Annotated in this window: 15 protein-coding genes; 10 read left to right on the forward strand and 5 right to left on the reverse strand. The window is 61.3% G+C overall.

Translation table 11 applies throughout. The features are described 5' to 3' along the window. Positions 1-118: 118 nt before the first annotated feature. The 8 genes from JKA62_RS03025 (at position 119) to JKA62_RS03060 (ending at position 8198) form a co-directional block, all read left to right on the forward strand. Positions 119-844, forward strand: coding sequence for an RDD family protein (locus JKA62_RS03025; protein ID WP_011335668.1), 726 nt, complete (start codon positions 119-121; stop codon positions 842-844). Then, entirely contained in the window at positions 841-1818 is a 978-nt protein-coding gene (locus JKA62_RS03030) for a stage II sporulation protein M (protein WP_201816269.1), read from the forward strand. The genes JKA62_RS03025 and JKA62_RS03030 overlap by 4 nt, the downstream gene beginning before the upstream one ends. Then, positions 1805-3349: a DUF4129 domain-containing protein gene (locus JKA62_RS03035; RefSeq protein WP_201816272.1), complete on the forward strand. Its 1545-nt coding sequence runs from the start codon at positions 1805-1807 to the stop codon at positions 3347-3349. Before JKA62_RS03030 ends, JKA62_RS03035 begins: the two co-directional genes overlap by 14 nt. Then, positions 3346-4512, forward strand: a complete 1167-nt coding sequence (locus JKA62_RS03040; RefSeq protein ID WP_201816275.1) for a DUF4350 domain-containing protein — start codon at positions 3346-3348, stop codon at positions 4510-4512. Before JKA62_RS03035 ends, JKA62_RS03040 begins: the two co-directional genes overlap by 4 nt. Next, positions 4509-5510, forward strand: a complete 1002-nt coding sequence (locus JKA62_RS03045) for an AAA family ATPase (RefSeq protein WP_085610826.1) — start codon at positions 4509-4511, stop codon at positions 5508-5510. Before JKA62_RS03040 ends, JKA62_RS03045 begins: the two co-directional genes overlap by 4 nt. Next, complete coding sequence (locus tag JKA62_RS03050) at positions 5507-6841, forward strand: DUF58 domain-containing protein (protein WP_201816289.1); 1335 nt, start codon at positions 5507-5509, stop codon at positions 6839-6841. Before JKA62_RS03045 ends, JKA62_RS03050 begins: the two co-directional genes overlap by 4 nt. Positions 6842-7035: 194 nt before the next feature. Then, positions 7036-7251 carry a hypothetical protein gene (locus tag JKA62_RS03055; protein WP_041475416.1) on the forward strand — a complete coding sequence of 72 codons (216 nt, stop codon included), beginning with the start codon at positions 7036-7038 and terminating at the stop codon, positions 7249-7251. A gap of 542 nt (positions 7252-7793) precedes the next feature. Beyond that, the gene (locus JKA62_RS03060) at positions 7794-8198 is read left to right on the forward strand and encodes a DUF6124 family protein (RefSeq protein WP_011335674.1); all 405 of its coding nucleotides are present in this window, start codon (positions 7794-7796) and stop codon (positions 8196-8198) included. Positions 8199-8242: 44 nt separating this feature from the next. Here JKA62_RS03060 and JKA62_RS03065 read toward each other — a convergent pair whose 3' ends face one another. After that, positions 8243-8602 (reverse strand): PilZ domain-containing protein, encoded by a 360-nt coding sequence (locus JKA62_RS03065; protein ID WP_007951248.1) that lies wholly within the window; start codon positions 8600-8602, stop codon positions 8243-8245. 218 nt (positions 8603-8820) lie between these two features. Then, positions 8821-9207 (reverse strand): tetratricopeptide repeat protein, encoded by a 387-nt coding sequence (locus JKA62_RS03070; protein WP_011335675.1) that lies wholly within the window; start codon positions 9205-9207, stop codon positions 8821-8823. 173 nt (positions 9208-9380) lie between these two features. Here JKA62_RS03070 and pyk point away from each other — a divergent pair, with 173 nt between their 5' ends. After that, positions 9381-10832 (forward strand): pyruvate kinase, encoded by a 1452-nt coding sequence (gene pyk, locus JKA62_RS03075; protein WP_007951250.1) that lies wholly within the window; start codon positions 9381-9383, stop codon positions 10830-10832. 138 nt (positions 10833-10970) lie between these two features. Here pyk and JKA62_RS03080 read toward each other — a convergent pair whose 3' ends face one another. Genes JKA62_RS03080 through JKA62_RS03090 form a run of 3 tightly spaced genes read right to left on the reverse strand, consistent with a single transcriptional unit; the run spans position 10971 to position 13784 of the window. Continuing rightward, a complete protein-coding gene (locus tag JKA62_RS03080) occupies positions 10971-11720 on the reverse strand; it encodes an enoyl-CoA hydratase-related protein (protein WP_201816291.1) in 750 nt (249 codons plus the stop codon). Between the two features lie 29 nt (positions 11721-11749). Beyond that, positions 11750-12685, reverse strand: coding sequence for an iron-sulfur-binding ferredoxin reductase (locus tag JKA62_RS03085; RefSeq protein ID WP_201816293.1), 936 nt, complete (start codon positions 12683-12685; stop codon positions 11750-11752). Next, positions 12678-13784 (reverse strand): GGDEF domain-containing protein, encoded by a 1107-nt coding sequence (locus JKA62_RS03090; RefSeq protein WP_201816295.1) that lies wholly within the window; start codon positions 13782-13784, stop codon positions 12678-12680. Before JKA62_RS03090 ends, JKA62_RS03085 begins: the two co-directional genes overlap by 8 nt. 521 nt (positions 13785-14305) lie before the next feature. On the opposite strand from JKA62_RS03090, the gene JKA62_RS03095 reads away from it, so the two are divergent. Continuing rightward, entirely contained in the window at positions 14306-15829 is a 1524-nt protein-coding gene (locus JKA62_RS03095) for a fumarate hydratase (protein ID WP_007960181.1), read from the forward strand. The last annotated feature ends 50 nt before the right edge of the window (positions 15830-15879 follow it).

The following is a 15879-nucleotide window of genomic DNA, read 5'->3' on the forward strand; positions in this document are numbered from 1 at the left end:
CGCATCATTCAGTCACCTTTGGTTGAAGGATGTGTATGACATAGTGATGTCGTTTCCCCCCGAGAGACTGCTAGCATCGGACGCACTTGCATCCCGATCCGGCAACATCAGGTAGCCCATGCTCGAGACCACAGCACCGCCAAGGAAAGCACCGCTGGCCCCGCCACTGGACACGCGGCACCAGGTCGAAACGCCGGAAGGCATCGATCTGCCGCTGCGTCCCGCCGGCCTGATGGTGCGCGCCGTGGCATTCACCGTCGATCTGGGGTTGCGCGGGCTGATCCTGGGACTGCTTTTCATGTTACTGGCGCTGCTCGGCAAACTCGGTATCGGCCTGGGCTCACTGCTGTTGTTCGGGGTGAGCTGGTGGTACATGGTGCTGTTCGAAGTACTGCGTCAGGGTCGCTCGCCGGGGAAACAATGGATGGGCCTGCGGGTGGTGCACGACGATGGCACGCCAGTCGGCTGGCCGGCCTCCCTGTTGCGCAATCTGCTGCGCTTTGTCGACCTGATGCCGTTCGGCTATTTCCTCGGTGCGATCAGTTGCCTGCAACACCCGACCTTCAAACGCCTCGGCGATATCGCGGCCGGCACGCTGGTGATCTACAGCGAACGCCCGCTCAAGCGCCCGCAATTACCCGATGCCGCCCCCCGTCGTTCGCCGATCCCGCTGACCCAGACTGAACAACGTGCCCTGCTCGCTTTCGCCGAGCGCCAGGGCGAGCTTTCGACGGCACGGGTCAATGAACTCGCTGCATTGCTCGCTCAGCCGCTGCACATCAGCGCGCCGAAAGCCGTCGGTGAGCTCAACGGCATCGCTCGCGGCCTGTTGGGGCCGACATGAAGCAAAGCCTTTTCGAATCCCGCCACAAGGCTGAATGGGAGCGTTTCACGCTTGCTCTCGAACGCCTGGAACGCGGCAAGGGCACCTCGCAGGTGGCGGAATTTCCCAAGGCTTATCGGCGCCTTTGCCAGCATCTGGCCCTGGCGCAGGAACGCGGCTACAGCAGTTTTCTGGTCGACTCCCTGCAACAGCAAGTGCTGCGCGGTCATCAACAGCTTTACCGGCATCGCAGCCGGATCGGCGCGGACGTGCCGGGTTTCATCCTGGCCGGTTTTCCACAACTGGTGCGCGCCGAATGGCGCTTCGTGCTGGCCGCCGCCCTGCTGTTCTTCGGCAGCCTGATCGGTTTCGGGGTGCTGGTGTATCTGAGTCCCGAATTGATCTACAGCCTGATCCCGGCCGAGCAGGTCCGCGAGATGCAAAGCATGTACGACCCGGTCGCCGGCCACCTCGGGCGTTCGGCCGAACGCGCGGCGAGCGAAGACTGGGTGATGTTCGGCTACTACATCATGCACAACATCGGCATTGCTTTTCAGACCTTCGCCAGTGGTTTGCTGCTGGGAGTGGGCAGCGCGTTTTTCCTGTTCTACAACGGCCTGATAATCGGCGCGGTGGCCGGGCACCTGAGTGAAATCGGCTTCGGCCAGACCTTCTGGTCATTCGTGATCGGGCACGGGGCATTTGAACTCAGTGCGATTGTTCTGGCCGGTGCGGGGGGGCTGAAACTGGGCTGGGCGTTGATTGCGCCGGGACGCCTTACACGAATCGAGGCGCTGCAGATTGCGGCGCGCCGGAGCATCCTGCTGATCTGTGGCGTGATGCTGTTCCTGTTGATCGCCGCGTTTATCGAAGCCTACTGGTCGTCGCGCACCGGGGTTTCGCCGCAGACCAAATACCTGGTCGGCGCCGGGCTCTGGCTCTGCGTGGCGCTCTATCTGCTGTTCGCCGGAAGGACCCGCCATGCGCCTGAGTGACGCAACCGTGGCAATCCGTCCGCGCACCAATTGGGAAGCCATGGACCTGGGCGTGCTCATGAGCCAGCAACATCGGCGCCTGCTGATGACCAGTTGGGCCATCGTCACCCTGCCGCTGTTCGCGGTGCTCAGCCTGCTGTTGTGGGATTCACCGTCACTCGCCGTGTTCATCTTCTGGTGGCTGAAACCGGCCTACGAACGCTTGCCGCTGTACATCCTGTCCAAGGCGCTGTTCGGCGAAACACCCACCTTGAAACAGGCCTTGCGCCAATGGCCGCGCCTGCTCAAGCCGCAACTCATCGCCAGCCTGACCTGGCGCCGGTTCAGCCTGAGTCGCAGCTTCCTGCTGCCGGTGCTGCAACTCGAAGGCCTCGACAGCACGGCGCGCCAGCAGCGCTTGCAAGTACTGCTGCAACGCAATGCCGGCACCGCGCAGTGGCTGACGATCATCGGCGTGCATCTGGAAACGGCGCTGTGGATCGGCCTGATGGTGTTGTTCTACCTGCTTCTGCCGCAACAGGTCGAAACCAATTGGGACTGGCAAAGCCTGATCTTCGCGGCCGACCACGAATGGCGCTGGCTGGAGCATCTGACCAATACGTTCTATGCGCTGATCCTGGTGATCTGGGAACCGGTGTATGTCGCCTGCGGGTTCAGCCTGTATCTGAACCGCCGCACCGTCCTCGAAGCGTGGGACATCGAACTGGTGTTCCGCCGCTTGCGCCAGCGTTTGAACAGCAGCGCAATCGGCTTGCTGCTGGCGGTGTGTCTGCTGTTGCCGGGGTTGCCCTCAGCCTGGGCTGCCGAACCTGCCACTGCGCCTGATGCACCGCGTCTGTTGAACCAGCCACTGACCAGCGAGGCATCCCGTAACAGCATCAAGGCCTTGCTCGATCAACCGCCATTCAAGAACAAGGAAACCGTCACCCGTTATCACTTCGGCGAAGATCCCGCTGCCGCCGAAAAAGCCAGGGAAAGTGAAGCACCGCAATGGTTGAAAACACTGCTCGACTGGCTGGATGGCCGACACCTCGATGGCCTGGCCAAGGCGATCGAAGTCGTGCTGTGGGGCGCGGCGATCGCCGGGGCTGGCTGGCTGATCCGGCGTTATCGGGATTTTCTGCAAGCATTCGTCGGCCGCCGTCCGCGCTTGCCCGAAGCGAACGGAAGACCCTTGCCACAACAAGCCTTCGGTCTGGATCTGCAAAAGGAAAGCTTGCCCGATGACATCGCCAGCCACGCGGAACAGCTCTGGCAAACCGAGCCGCGTGCGGCATTGGGGCTTTTGTACCGGGCACTGCTCAGTCATCTGCTGCACGATTTCAACCTGACCCTGAAACCCGCCGATACCGAAAACGAAGTGCTGGCCCGGATCGAACAGTTGCAACGTCCGGATCTGCTCACTTATAGCCGTCACCTCACCGGCCATTGGCAGAACATGGCCTACGGGCACCGCGTACCGGCGGCACATCTGCAACAGGAATTGTGTGATGGCTGGCGCTCCCTGTTCGGCCACGGAGCCGCCCGTTGAACCGGCGCGCGCTGTGGCTTCTGGGCGGTGCGCTGATCGTCGCCCTGCTCGCTGTGCTGGGCATTTATCTGTACCTCAAGGCCACGCCGTACCAGACCGAAGTCGATCACGGCCCGTCCCCCGCTGCGCAAGCCAACCCTTATCTGGCGGCGGAGATGTTTCTGCGCGAGCGCGGGATCGACGTCAGCCATGCCGAAAGCCTTGCCGTGCTACCTGAAATCGATCCGCGCCAGCACACGTTGCTGATGTTCAACGACCGCTCGAAAATGACTCCGCGTCAGGTTGACCAGGTATTGAACTGGGCCCGGGCCGGCGGAAGGCTGGTGTTCGTCGCCGAATCGATCTGGAATGAAAAGACCGGCCAGAGCAACGACCTGCTGCTCGACCGCGTGCAACTGCGTCAATCCTTCAGCAAGGATCTCAAGGATCCGCCGCCGGATGCCGCCGAAGACCCGTTCCCGAATCTGACCAAACTCTATCTGGAAGACGAAGACGCACCCGCCTACGCCGGATTCGACACCGCGTTCCACCTCGACGACCCGAAAAACCTCGCCCAGGCCTGGGCCAATAGCGCGAAAGCCACGCACATGATGCAACTGGCTTTCGGCCTCGGCACGATCACCGTGATCACCGATGCCGATCTGTGGAAAACCCCGGCCATTGCGCAACACGACAATGCCTGGCTGCTCTGGTATCTGAGCGCCGATACCGCTGTGACCCTGCTGTTCAACACCGAGCACGACAGTCTGCCGGCCCTGCTCTGGCGGTATTTTCCGCAAGCCATCGTGGCCCTGATTGCCTTGATCGGTCTGTGGCTGTGGCATGTCGGCGTGCGTCACGGCCCGGTGCAGGCGCCGTCTCCGAGTGGTCGTCGACAGTTGATGGAACACCTGCGCGCCAGTGCCGATTTCATCCTGCGTCACAACGGCCAGCAGACCTTGCTGCAAGCGTTGCAGCAGGACGTTCTGCGCCGCGCCCGTCATCGACATCCCGGTTTCGACCAACTGAATGTCGCCGAACAATGGCTGGTGCTGTCGCGCCTGACCCGCCAACCGACCCGTGCCATCAGCCAGGCCCTGAGCCCGGCACCGAAGCGGCGCCTGTCCAGCGCCGAATTCTGCCGTCAGGTCGCCCACCTGCAAGCCTTGAGGAACACGCTATGACCGAACACATCGAACCCGGCTCGCCCAGCCATGTGGCCCAGCAACGCCAACGCGCCAGCCAGTTGGCCCAGGCCGTACGCGGCGAATTGCAGAAAGCGCTGATCGGCCAGAACCCGGTGATCGACGATGTGCTGACCGCGCTGATCGCCGGCGGCCACGTGCTGCTCGAAGGCGTTCCCGGCCTCGGCAAGACCCTATTGGTACGCGCCCTGGCAAAATGCTTCGGCGGCGAGTTCGCGCGCATTCAGTTCACCCCGGACCTGATGCCCAGCGACGTCACCGGCCACGCGGTCTACGACCTGCAAACCGAGCAGTTCAAACTGCGCAAGGGCCCGCTGTTCACCAACCTGCTGCTGGCCGACGAGATCAACCGCGCCCCGGCCAAGACCCAAGCCGCCCTGCTCGAAGCGATGCAGGAACGTCAGGTCACCCTCGAAGGCCGGGCCCTGCCGATTGCCCAGCCATTCATGGTGCTCGCCACGCAGAACCCGATCGAACAGGAAGGCACCTATCCGCTGCCCGAAGCCGAGCTTGATCGCTTCATGCTCAAGGTGCGCATGGATTACCCCGACGCCGATCAGGAGCTGGACATGGTGCGGCAGGTCAGCCGCTCGACCCGTGCCGACATGCTTGACGTGCAACCGCTGCGCACCGTGTTGCAGGCCAAGGACGTGCAGGCCCTGCAACGCATCGCCAGCGATTTGCCGCTGGACGATCAGGTGCTCGATTACGCCGTGCGTCTGGCGCGCAGCACCCGCACCTGGCCGGGGCTGAGCCTAGGCGCCGGGCCACGCGCCTCCATTGCACTGGTCCGTTGCGCCCGCGCCCGGGCCTTGCTGCGCGGTGGTGAATTCGTGATTCCCGACGACATCAAGGGTTGCGCACTGGCGGTGTTGCGTCACCGGGTACGCCTCGCGCCAGAGCTGGACATCGAAGGCCTGCAAGTCGATCAAGTCCTTCAGCAACTGCTTGACCAGATCCCGGCGCCGCGCCTGTGAAACCCTCGCGCCTGCTGTTGATCTGGCTGGCGATCCTGCTGGCCATCGGCATTGTGCTGGGCGCGTTGCAGGCGCTGGATGTGGAAGTGCCATCGAGCCTGTTGTCGATCAACTGGGGTTTGTTGCTGGCGCTGTTTGCGCTGAGCCTGCTGGACGCGCTGCGTCTCAAGCGTCTGCCCTCGCCCCGCGTGCAACGACAGGTGCCCGGCAGCCTGGCCCTCGGTCGCTGGAGCGATATCCGGCTGGAAGTCGAACACGAGCTCGACCAGCCACTGGCCATTCAAATCTTCGACCACGTACCCGACAGCCTCGGCTACGAAAACCTGCCGCTCTCCACCGAGCTGCAACCCGGCCAGCGCAGCCTGATCGGCTATCGCCTGCGCCCGCTCAAACGCGGCCACTACACCTTCGAAACCTGCGAACTCAACCTGCCGAGCCCCTTCGGCCTGTGGTCCGGCAAACGCCTGCTGACCATCACCGACCACACCCGCGTCTACCCCGACTTCGCCCGCCTCTACGGCGGCCAGTTGCTGGCGGTCGACAACTGGCTCAGCCAGCTCGGCGTGCGTCAGCGCCAGCGTCGTGGCCTGGGAATGGAATTCCATCAGCTCAGGGAATTTCGCGAAGGCGACAGCCTGCGTCAGATCGACTGGAAAGCCACCGCCCGCCACCGCACACCGATTGCCCGGGAGTACGAAGACGAGAGGGATCAGCAGATTGTTTTCATGCTCGATTGCGGGCGGCAGATGCGCAGTCAGGATGGGGAGCTTTCGCATTTTGATCATGCGTTGAATGCGTGTCTGCTGTTGAGTTATGTGGCGTTGCGGCAGGGGGATGCGGTGGGCTTGTCCACCTTCGCCAGCGATCAGCCGCGGTTCATTGCACCGGTCAAAGGTGCGGGGCAGCTCAAGGTGTTGCTCAACGGTGTTTATGACCTGGATAGCACGCGGCGTTCGGCGGATTATCCGGCGGCGGTAAATCAGTTGCTGGCGAGGCAGAAGCGTCGGGCGCTGGTGGTGTTGGTGACGAATGTGCGGGATAAGGATGATGAGGAATTGCTGAACGCCGTCAGACAATTAAGCCAACAGCATCAAGTACTCGTGGCCAGCCTGCGTGAAAGCACGCTTGAAGATAGACGGCATTCGCAGGTGCAAACGATTGAGCAAGCGCTTGAATACTGCGCAACAGTGGATTACCTGAACGCCCGATCGGTGCTCCATGAAAAATTGAGTGCCCAAGGAGTGCAAGTGATAGATGCCCCCCCAAGTGAATTGAGTACAGACGTAATTTCGCGGTATCTGAGCTGGAAAAAATCTGGAGCACTCTGCTAACACATTGTGAAATTCACACGGGAAGGCCAGATTAAAACTACGAAAAATCAAAAGCTCTAAACAATAAGCTGGCTCAGTTCACCCGAGGAGCATCACAAGCTGATGCATCTCACCAGTCGAGTAGAAATCGCTAGCCAACTAACACTCGCAGATGCCACTGCTATGCTTGTTTTTTTGCAAAAAGGAGCCTAAGAATGGCCGTTCAATACTCTCTATCAGACGTGTTGGAAAGGATGTATCAGAATCAACTCGGCTTGGAAGCCGCTCTAATGGAATTAGTACTCCTGGTCGAAGCACAGGGAATGGTGGATACCGGAAACAACGTCCGAGAAGCACTTTTTACAATCGGAGAAAACGCTGGCTTCATCAATCAAGGTTTGGCCAAGCTGAAAGGAAAACGTCCCAGCTAAAGCTTTCGGACTTTCGCCTATGTCTCCAAGATCTTTCGATGTATTTCTTCTACGGTTCGTGTCCTCTAGAACCAATAATTAACTGGGGGTTTTCTTACAGCTCGGTTCTCAAGAAAACTCCCTTTGCCTACGACTACACTAGCTCTGCCCCACGTGTAAAAACCTTCAAAAGAGATGCAAAACTGTTGTTCTCTCACTTTTTGTGGACAACAAAAAAACGGTGGAATTGAGGCTACAACACGTGACGCTTTTGCCTACATGTAAGCGCGAATCCGCCGGCTTGTGCACCTTGGCGTTGCCCCGTAACTTGATCCCCGTCGCTGCCAATCAGCGGCCGGGTTTAGTCGCCCGAGGTAAGATAGGTTTGCAAACGCATCGTCCAGTCGGGTATTCCCTATCCCTGCACTCGATGGTGGCTGTGAGCAGGGTGCCCCCGGGCACGCCGGAAAAGCCTACTTCCCCGGTCGACTAACCTGCTTACAGCTGCCACCCCCTCGTTTAGTCGCGAAGCGGTAACAGCCCAACTTATTAGGAAGTTAGGTATGTTCAAAGCTACACCAAATCCGCCTTCGGATATCGATCCAACTGACAAGACTGATCAAACCGATCCGGTCTCCCCCTACGCCTCCGTCGATTCAAAAAAACTCCACGACGCGGCCCATCGGGCCCTCGACTTTTACCTCAACCCCAAAGCTGAAAAATCACGCAACTCCGTGGATCGTGGCATGCAGATGTTCAAAGTCGATCCGGACATCAACCCGGAAGCCATCGCCATCCAGACCTACGAAACCTTTTCCTCGGTCAGCATTCTGTTGCTGGATCTGGCCGACAGCCTGGACGACAAGCCGCGGCATCTGGCGATGGCGATCTATCAGTTGAGTGAATTGGGGTTGTTGCTGGTGGAGAAGACACTGGATAACGAACGGGCGATTGCGATAAACGAGTAAGAAAAAGGGCCACAACCTTCGGCAGGTTGTGGCCCTTTTGGTTTTCAAGCCGAGGCCGGCAACGGCTGAAAGCTGAAGTACTGCTTCAACGCCTCGACCAGTTGCCCATACTCGGGCGGCGTCCGGTACAGGCTGAAGCCGGCGTCGTAGTGTCGGGGGGTCGCGTCTTCGTGGCACCACAGGCAGCACGCGGTGAGGTCGATGACCTGCTGACAGCCCTCGCCCAAGGGAATTTTCAGGCGCAGGTTGAACTCGGCACCGATCATCATCGGCAACTGGCTGATGAGCATCAAACCGTCTTCGGACACGTTGCCCAGAAAGCCGATGGGTTTGTCGGTGACGCTGTTGAATACTCGCAGAAAATACGGCAGCTGATGCCGTTCGATTCGACGGTCGGTAAACATAAGCAATTCGCCATGCAAGGCTCCATTACAGAGCCGCACTCTCGCTTCGGAACGGACCTGTGCGTCAGGTTCGCTCTCCCCGCACCCGGTGTGACGCTCGCTACGCGCATCTCATGCCAGTCGCAGGTGTTGCGCCGGTACAGATATCGATCTGCACCGGTGTCATTCGACTATAGCTCACCCTATACAAGCAGCCAGCTTTTGTATGGCAACCGCCATCAGAACCGGGTTGGACGTACCACGGCGGCAGCGCTGCGCGTCGGGTAGTGACCCAAGCTCTGCAGGGTTTCCAGACGCGCGCGGGCGCGGTAGGCGTATTCGCTGTTGGGGTACGAGGCGATGATGAACTGATAGGTCTGCGCCGCATCGACGAACATTTTCTGCCGTTCGAGGCACTGGCCGCGCATCATCGACACTTCCGGCCACACATAAGGGCGGGCGCGGCTGGCGCGTTCGACCTTGGACAGTTCAAGCATCACCTGCTCGCAATTGCCCCGGTCATAGGCGCTGTAGGCGTTGTTCAAATGATGGTTCATCGACCAACGGGTGCAGCCCGAAGCGGCGAGGACGCTGAGGGCAAGGGCGGCAATGGGCACGAATCGCATGGGGGTTCTCCTGTCTTGTGCTCTGTATCGACCCCTGGTCGGAAATCTTCAGGCGCGTTTGTCCCAAAGTTGCCGTGTTCAATAAAGAAAGTATTAAGTAGTGCAAACGAACAATGACTACACCCTTCGAGCATAGTAGCCTTCGCTGGCGCTTGAACCTGAGGAGTCTTTGCATGTCCGTCCGTCGTACCAAAATCGTCGCTACCCTTGGCCCGGCCAGTAACTCGCCGGAAGTTCTCGAACAGCTGATTCTGGCTGGCCTGGACGTCGCCCGTCTGAACTTCTCCCACGGCACCCCCGACGAGCACAAGGCTCGCGCGAAGCTGGTGCGTGACCTCGCGGCCAAGCACGGTCGCTTCGTCGCCCTGCTGGGTGACCTGCAAGGCCCGAAAATCCGTATCGCCAAATTCGCCAACAAGCGCATCGAGCTGAAGATCGGTGACCAGTTCACCTTCTCCACCAGCCATCCGCTGACCGAAGGCAACCAGCAAGTGGTCGGCATCGACTACCCGGACCTGGTCAAGGACTGCGGCGTGGGCGACGAGCTGCTGCTCGACGACGGCCGCGTGGTGATGCGCGTTGAAACCGCCACCGCGACCGAGCTTAACTGCGTCGTGACCATCGGCGGCCCGCTGTCCGACCACAAAGGCATCAACCGTCGCGGTGGCGGCCTGACCGCGCCGGCCCTGACTGAAAAAGACAAGGCCGACATCAAGCTCGCCGCTGAAATGGAAGTCGACTACCTCGCCGTGTCCTTCCCGCGTGACGCCGCCGACATGAACTACGCCCGTCAACTGCGCGACGAAGCCGGCGGCACCGCCTGGCTGGTGGCGAAGATCGAACGCGCCGAAGCCGTGGCCGACGACGAAACCCTCGACGGTCTGATCAAGGCTTCCGACGCGGTGATGGTTGCCCGTGGTGACCTCGGTGTGGAAATCGGCGACGCCGAGCTGGTGGGCATCCAGAAGAAAATCATTCTGCACGCACGCCGCCACAACAAGGCGGTGATCGTGGCGACCCAGATGATGGAGTCGATGATCCAGAACCCGATGCCGACCCGCGCCGAAGTGTCCGACGTGGCCAACGCCGTGCTCGACTACACCGACGCCGTGATGCTGTCTGCCGAATCCGCTGCCGGCGCTTATCCGCTGGAAGCCGTGCAGGCGATGGCGCGCATCTGCGTCGGCGCTGAAAAGCACCCGACCAGCAAGACTTCCAGCCACCGCATCGGCAAGGAATTCGAGCGCTGCGACGAAAGCATCGCGCTCGCGACCATGTACACCGCCAACCACTTCCCGGGCGTGAAAGCGATCATCGCGCTGACCGAAAGCGGCTACACCCCGCTGATCATGTCGCGTATCCGTTCGTCGGTGCCGATCTACTGCTTCACCCCGCACCGCGAAGCCCAGGCCCGCGCAGCGATGTTCCGTGGCGTGTACACCGTGCCGTTCGACCCGGCTTCGCTGGCCCCGAACGAAGTCAGCCAGAAAGCCATCGACGAGCTGGTCAAGCGCGGCGTGGTGGAGAAAGGTGATTGGGTCATCCTGACCAAGGGCGACAGCTACCACACCACCGGCGGCACCAACGGCATGAAAATCCTGCACGTGGGCGACCCGCAGGTCTGAGTGACCGGTTGCTGAAAACGAAAAGCCCCGCCATGTGAATGGCGGGGCTTTTTCATTTCAGACTGATCGTTACTAGTTTGATCGTTCCCACGCTCCGCGTGGGAACGATCAGTGCGCGGAGTGCGTTCGGCGGATATCTCAATGCCGTTTGATGAACCCCGTCAACGCCGCCAACGCCTCCGGCGACCTCAGCCGCTGAGTGAACAGCGCGCCCTCCTCCTCGATCACCTTGCGAATCAACTCGCGATCCGGCGCGCGCATCAACTGTTTGCTGATGCGCACCGCTTCAGCCGGCAACTCGTCAAACCACAACGCCATCTCCCGCGCCTTGGCCAACGCGGCTTCGCCACTGCCCAGCGCCTCGGTTGCGATGCCCCATTGCGCCGCCTGCTCACCGGTGAAGCCTTCACCCAGCAACAACAGCTCCGATGCCTTGGCCTGCCCGAGCAAACGCGGCAGGATCAGGCTGGAGCCGAACTCCGGGCACAAACCGAGATTGACGAACGGCATGCGCAACCGCGCATCCCGCGCCACGTACACCAGATCGCAATGCAGCAACAGCGTCGTGCCAATACCCACCGCCGCCCCGGCCACCGCGGCGATCACCGGTTTGCGGCACTCCAGCAAATTGAGCATGAAGTGAAACACCGGGCTGTCGAGGTCGCTCGGCGGTTGCTGGATGAAGTCAGCAATGTCGTTGCCGGCGGTGAAACACTCGGCGCTGCCGGTGATCAGCACGGCGTTGATTTCAGGGTCGCTATCAGCCTGTTTCAGCGCGTCGGCCAACTGGCTGTACATGGCGCGGGTCAGGGCGTTTTTCTTGTCCGGGCGGTTGAGGCGCAGGGTCAGCAAACCGCGTTCGCGGTGCAGCAGGATGGCTTCGGGCATGGCAGGTCTCGCGTCTGAGAATTCAGCGCTCAACCACGGCTCAGGAAGACATCGGCCAGCAGTTGATTGCGCGGCAGTCCGGCCAGGAACAGACGCTTGGCAAACGCGTCGACGCTGGCCGTCGAGCCGCAGACTAAGGCCAGGGTTTGTCGGGAGACAAGGCGCAGTTGCGCCAAAGCGCCCGGCAACTCGGCCGCGGTCCACCGTTCGACGCTGAGGTTTTGGCGCTGCGCGGCCAGTGCTTCAAGGGGTTTGGCCAGGTAATGCCCGTCGGCGTCATGAGCCAGGTGAATGACGCGAATGGCGCCCCGATGATCATGACGCAAGGCCTCGCGCAACACGCCGAACAACGGGCCGAGTCCGGTACCGGCGGCCAGCAGCCACAGCGGCCGGTCGTGCCAGTCCGGGTCGTAATGCAGCGCGCCGCCGCGCAGTTCACCGAGACGGATCGGATCACCGATCTGCAAGCGGCGCGCGGCTTCGCTGAATTCGCCGGGCTGGCGGCAATCGAGGTGAAATTCAAGAAAGCGATCCTCTTCCGGCAGGCTCGCCAGCGAATACGGCCGCGCAATCTGGCCGGCCCACAGCACCAGATGCTGGCCGGCGCTGTAGCGCAGCGGCCGCTGGGGTGTCAGGCGCAGGCGCAACACGCTGTCGCCGAGCCAGTCCAGCGCTTCGACCGTGGCCGGGCGCCCATCGGTGACGGGGTCGAAGGTGTGCACCTGCAAGTCTTCGATCACCTGACACTGGCAGGCCAACCGCCAGCCCTGATCACGCTGTTCGACGCTCAGGGCATCCGGGCGACTGTCGGCGGGCAAGCCCTGCACGCATTGCACCAGACACGCATGGCAACTGCCGGCGCGGCAGCTGTAAGGCACCGCCACACCGTTCCGGTTGAGGGCATCGAGCAGGTTGCTGCCCGCCGCCACCGACCACTGTCGATCACCGACCCGCAGTTCAGGCATCGACGTTCTCCCATGCCGCCGCGCAACGATTGCGTCCGTCACGCTTGGCCCGATAGAGCGCCTGATCGGCACGTTGCAAGGCATCGTCCAGATCATCGCCCAATTCCAGCAGGGTCATGCCGGCGGACAGGCTCAGGTTTTTCACATTCAGGCCCACCAGTTCAACGTCGGTGAAGGCGATGCGCAGCCGTTCGCAACAGGCGGTCAGGCGCTCGGCGTTGCAATCGGGCAGCAGCACCACGAATTCCTCACCACCATATCGCGCCAGCACATCGCCGTCGCGCAGACAGGCCCCGGCCACGCCGGCGAAAGCCTGCAACACCTGATCGCCAGCCGCGTGGCCGTGAATATCGTTGATGCGTTTGAAGTGGTCGAGGTCGATCAGCGCCAGACCATGCACCACGTCGGGCTCCATCGCATTCAGCTCGCGGGTGGCCAGGCGCAGGAAATGCCGGCGGTTGAACAGCCCGGTCAGTTCGTCGGTGGCCACCAGGTCTTCGAGCTGGCGCATCATCCCGCGCAGGGTGTCCTGATGCGCCTGCAAGGCGAACCGGCGCTGACGCATGCGTTGGCGCGAGGTCTGGACGAAGCGCGCATAAATCACCAGCCACGCCAGCACGATCAACAGGATGCAAGCCTGCAACGCGGAAAGCGCCGGATCGTGCAGATGCAAGTGGTAACCGTCCCACAGCGTGATGGCGCAAAAACTGAAGAACACCAGCATTGCGCAGCGTACGAACGCCCGCTGTGACAGATGGAACAGGCCGAACAGCAGGATCAGGACATAGAAGACCAGGAACTCGCCCCGGGCTTCTTCCAGATGCGCGATCAGCCACGTTTGCCAACCAAGGCCGAGCAGCACTTGTGCTTCGGTCAGGCTCGGGTCGGAAAAGCGCAGATTGCAGCCTGAGAAAAACACCGCGAACAGGATTGCCTGGCTGATGACCACCAGGGCGCTGCCGACGGCGACACCAGCCAGCGAATCTTCGTAATGTCCGGTGAAATACGCCAGCCACAGCAGCAGCAAGGCCAATCCATAGGTGGCTGCAGCGAGGGCGAAGCGTTTGAGCAAAAGACGTTGAATGGCGTTATGGGTCAATCGTTGACTCACCGTGCGATAAGAGGCTGACCGAGTGTCCTACTCTACAGACCGGCTGCCACTTTAGTGGCGCAGGCGATAAATGACCATTGATTTTCGGGCCGGGTATTTGGCGTCAAAGGCATGACCTTCGCGTACCGCCAAGAGCGCCCTCACCCTAACCCTCTCCCGGAGGGAGAGGGGACTGACCGTGATATTTTGTCGAATGTCGGCATCCTGAAATATCGCGTCAGACATCTATTTCAAGCTCTACACAAATCAGCTCCCTCTCCCTCCGGGAGAGGGTTGGGGTGAGGGCAGCGATATGAAAGTGAAAACCGATGCCAAATCTTCCCCCAACCATGCGACCAACGAATGACTACCGGCGCGTGTCACCACCGGGGAGGCGCGGTATACTGCCGCGCCTTTTTAGCGTCGCGCCAGCAGCCCCGGCGTGCCTTGAAAGGTGTCTGCGACCGACCGATGCACCCAAGCCGCAGGCACCTTATTGAATGTTCCCGTCTTTTGGAGGAGCGCGACTCATGACCGTGATCAAGCAAGACGACCTGATTCAGAGCGTTGCCGACGCCCTGCAGTTCATTTCCTACTACCACCCCGTGGACTTCATCCAGGCGATGCACGAAGCCTACCTGCGCGAAGAATCGCCAGCGGCCCGTGACTCGATGGCGCAGATCCTGATCAACTCGCGCATGTGCGCCACCGGCCACCGGCCGATCTGCCAGGACACCGGCATCGTGACCGTGTTCGTGCGGGTGGGCATGGACGTGCGTTGGGATGGCGCGACCATGAGCCTGGACGACATGATCAACGAAGGCGTGCGCCGCGCCTACAACCTGCCGGAAAACGTCCTGCGTGCCTCGATCCTCGCCGACCCGGCGGGCGCTCGTAAAAACACCAAGGACAACACCCCGGCCGTTATCCACTACTCCATCGTTCCGGGTAACACCGTGGAAGTGGACGTAGCGGCCAAGGGCGGCGGTTCCGAGAACAAGTCGAAAATGGCCATGCTCAACCCGTCCGACTCGATCGTCGACTGGGTACTCAAGACCGTTCCGACCATGGGCGCCGGCTGGTGCCCGCCGGGCATGCTGGGTATCGGCATCGGCGGCACCGCCGAGAAAGCCGCTGTGATGGCGAAAGAAGTGTTGATGGAATCCATCGACATTCACGAGCTCAAGGCCCGTGGCCCGCAGAACCGCATCGAAGAAATGCGTCTGGAGCTGTTCGAGAAGGTCAACCAGCTGGGCATCGGCGCCCAGGGCCTCGGTGGCCTGACCACCGTCCTCGACGTGAAGATCATGGACTACCCGACCCACGCCGCTTCCTTGCCGGTGTGCATGATCCCGAACTGCGCCGCCACCCGTCACGCGCACTTCGTATTGGACGGCTCCGGCCCGGCCTCGCTGGAAGCGCCACCGCTGGACGCCTACCCGGAAATCGTCTGGGAAGCCGGCCCGTCGGCCCGTCGCGTCAACCTCGACACCCTGACCCCGGAAGACGTGCAGAGCTGGAAGCCGGGCGAAACCGTCCTGCTCAACGGCAAGATGCTCACCGGTCGCGACGCTGCGCACAAGCGCATGGTCGAGATGCTGAACAAGGGCGAAACCCTGCCGGTTGATCTGAAGGGCCGCTTCATCTACTACGTCGGCCCGGTTGATCCGGTCGGTGACGAAGTGGTTGGCCCGGCGGGTCCGACCACCGCCACGCGGATGGACAAGTTCACCCGTCAGATCCTTGAGCAGACCGGCCTGTTGGGCATGATCGGCAAGTCCGAGCGCGGCCCGACCGCCATCGACGCGATCAAGGACAACAAGGCTGTGTACCTGATGGCCGTCGGCGGTGCCGCTTACCTGGTGGCGCAAGCGATCAAGAAGTCCAAGGTTCTGGCGTTCGCCGAACTGGGCATGGAAGCGATCTACGAGTTCGAGGTCAAGGACATGCCGGTCACCGTTGCGGTGGACAGCAAAGGTGAATCGGTGCACATCACCGGTCCTGCGATCTGGCAACAGAAGATCAGCGAAAGCCTGGCGGTGGAAGTGCAGTAAGCACTTCATCTGCTTGTAAAAAACCGGGCGGCCAGCGATGACCGCCCGGT

Source organism: Pseudomonas sp. B7 (assembly GCF_016735645.1).
Classification (GTDB): Bacteria; Pseudomonadota; Gammaproteobacteria; order Pseudomonadales; family Pseudomonadaceae; genus Aquipseudomonas; species Aquipseudomonas glycinae.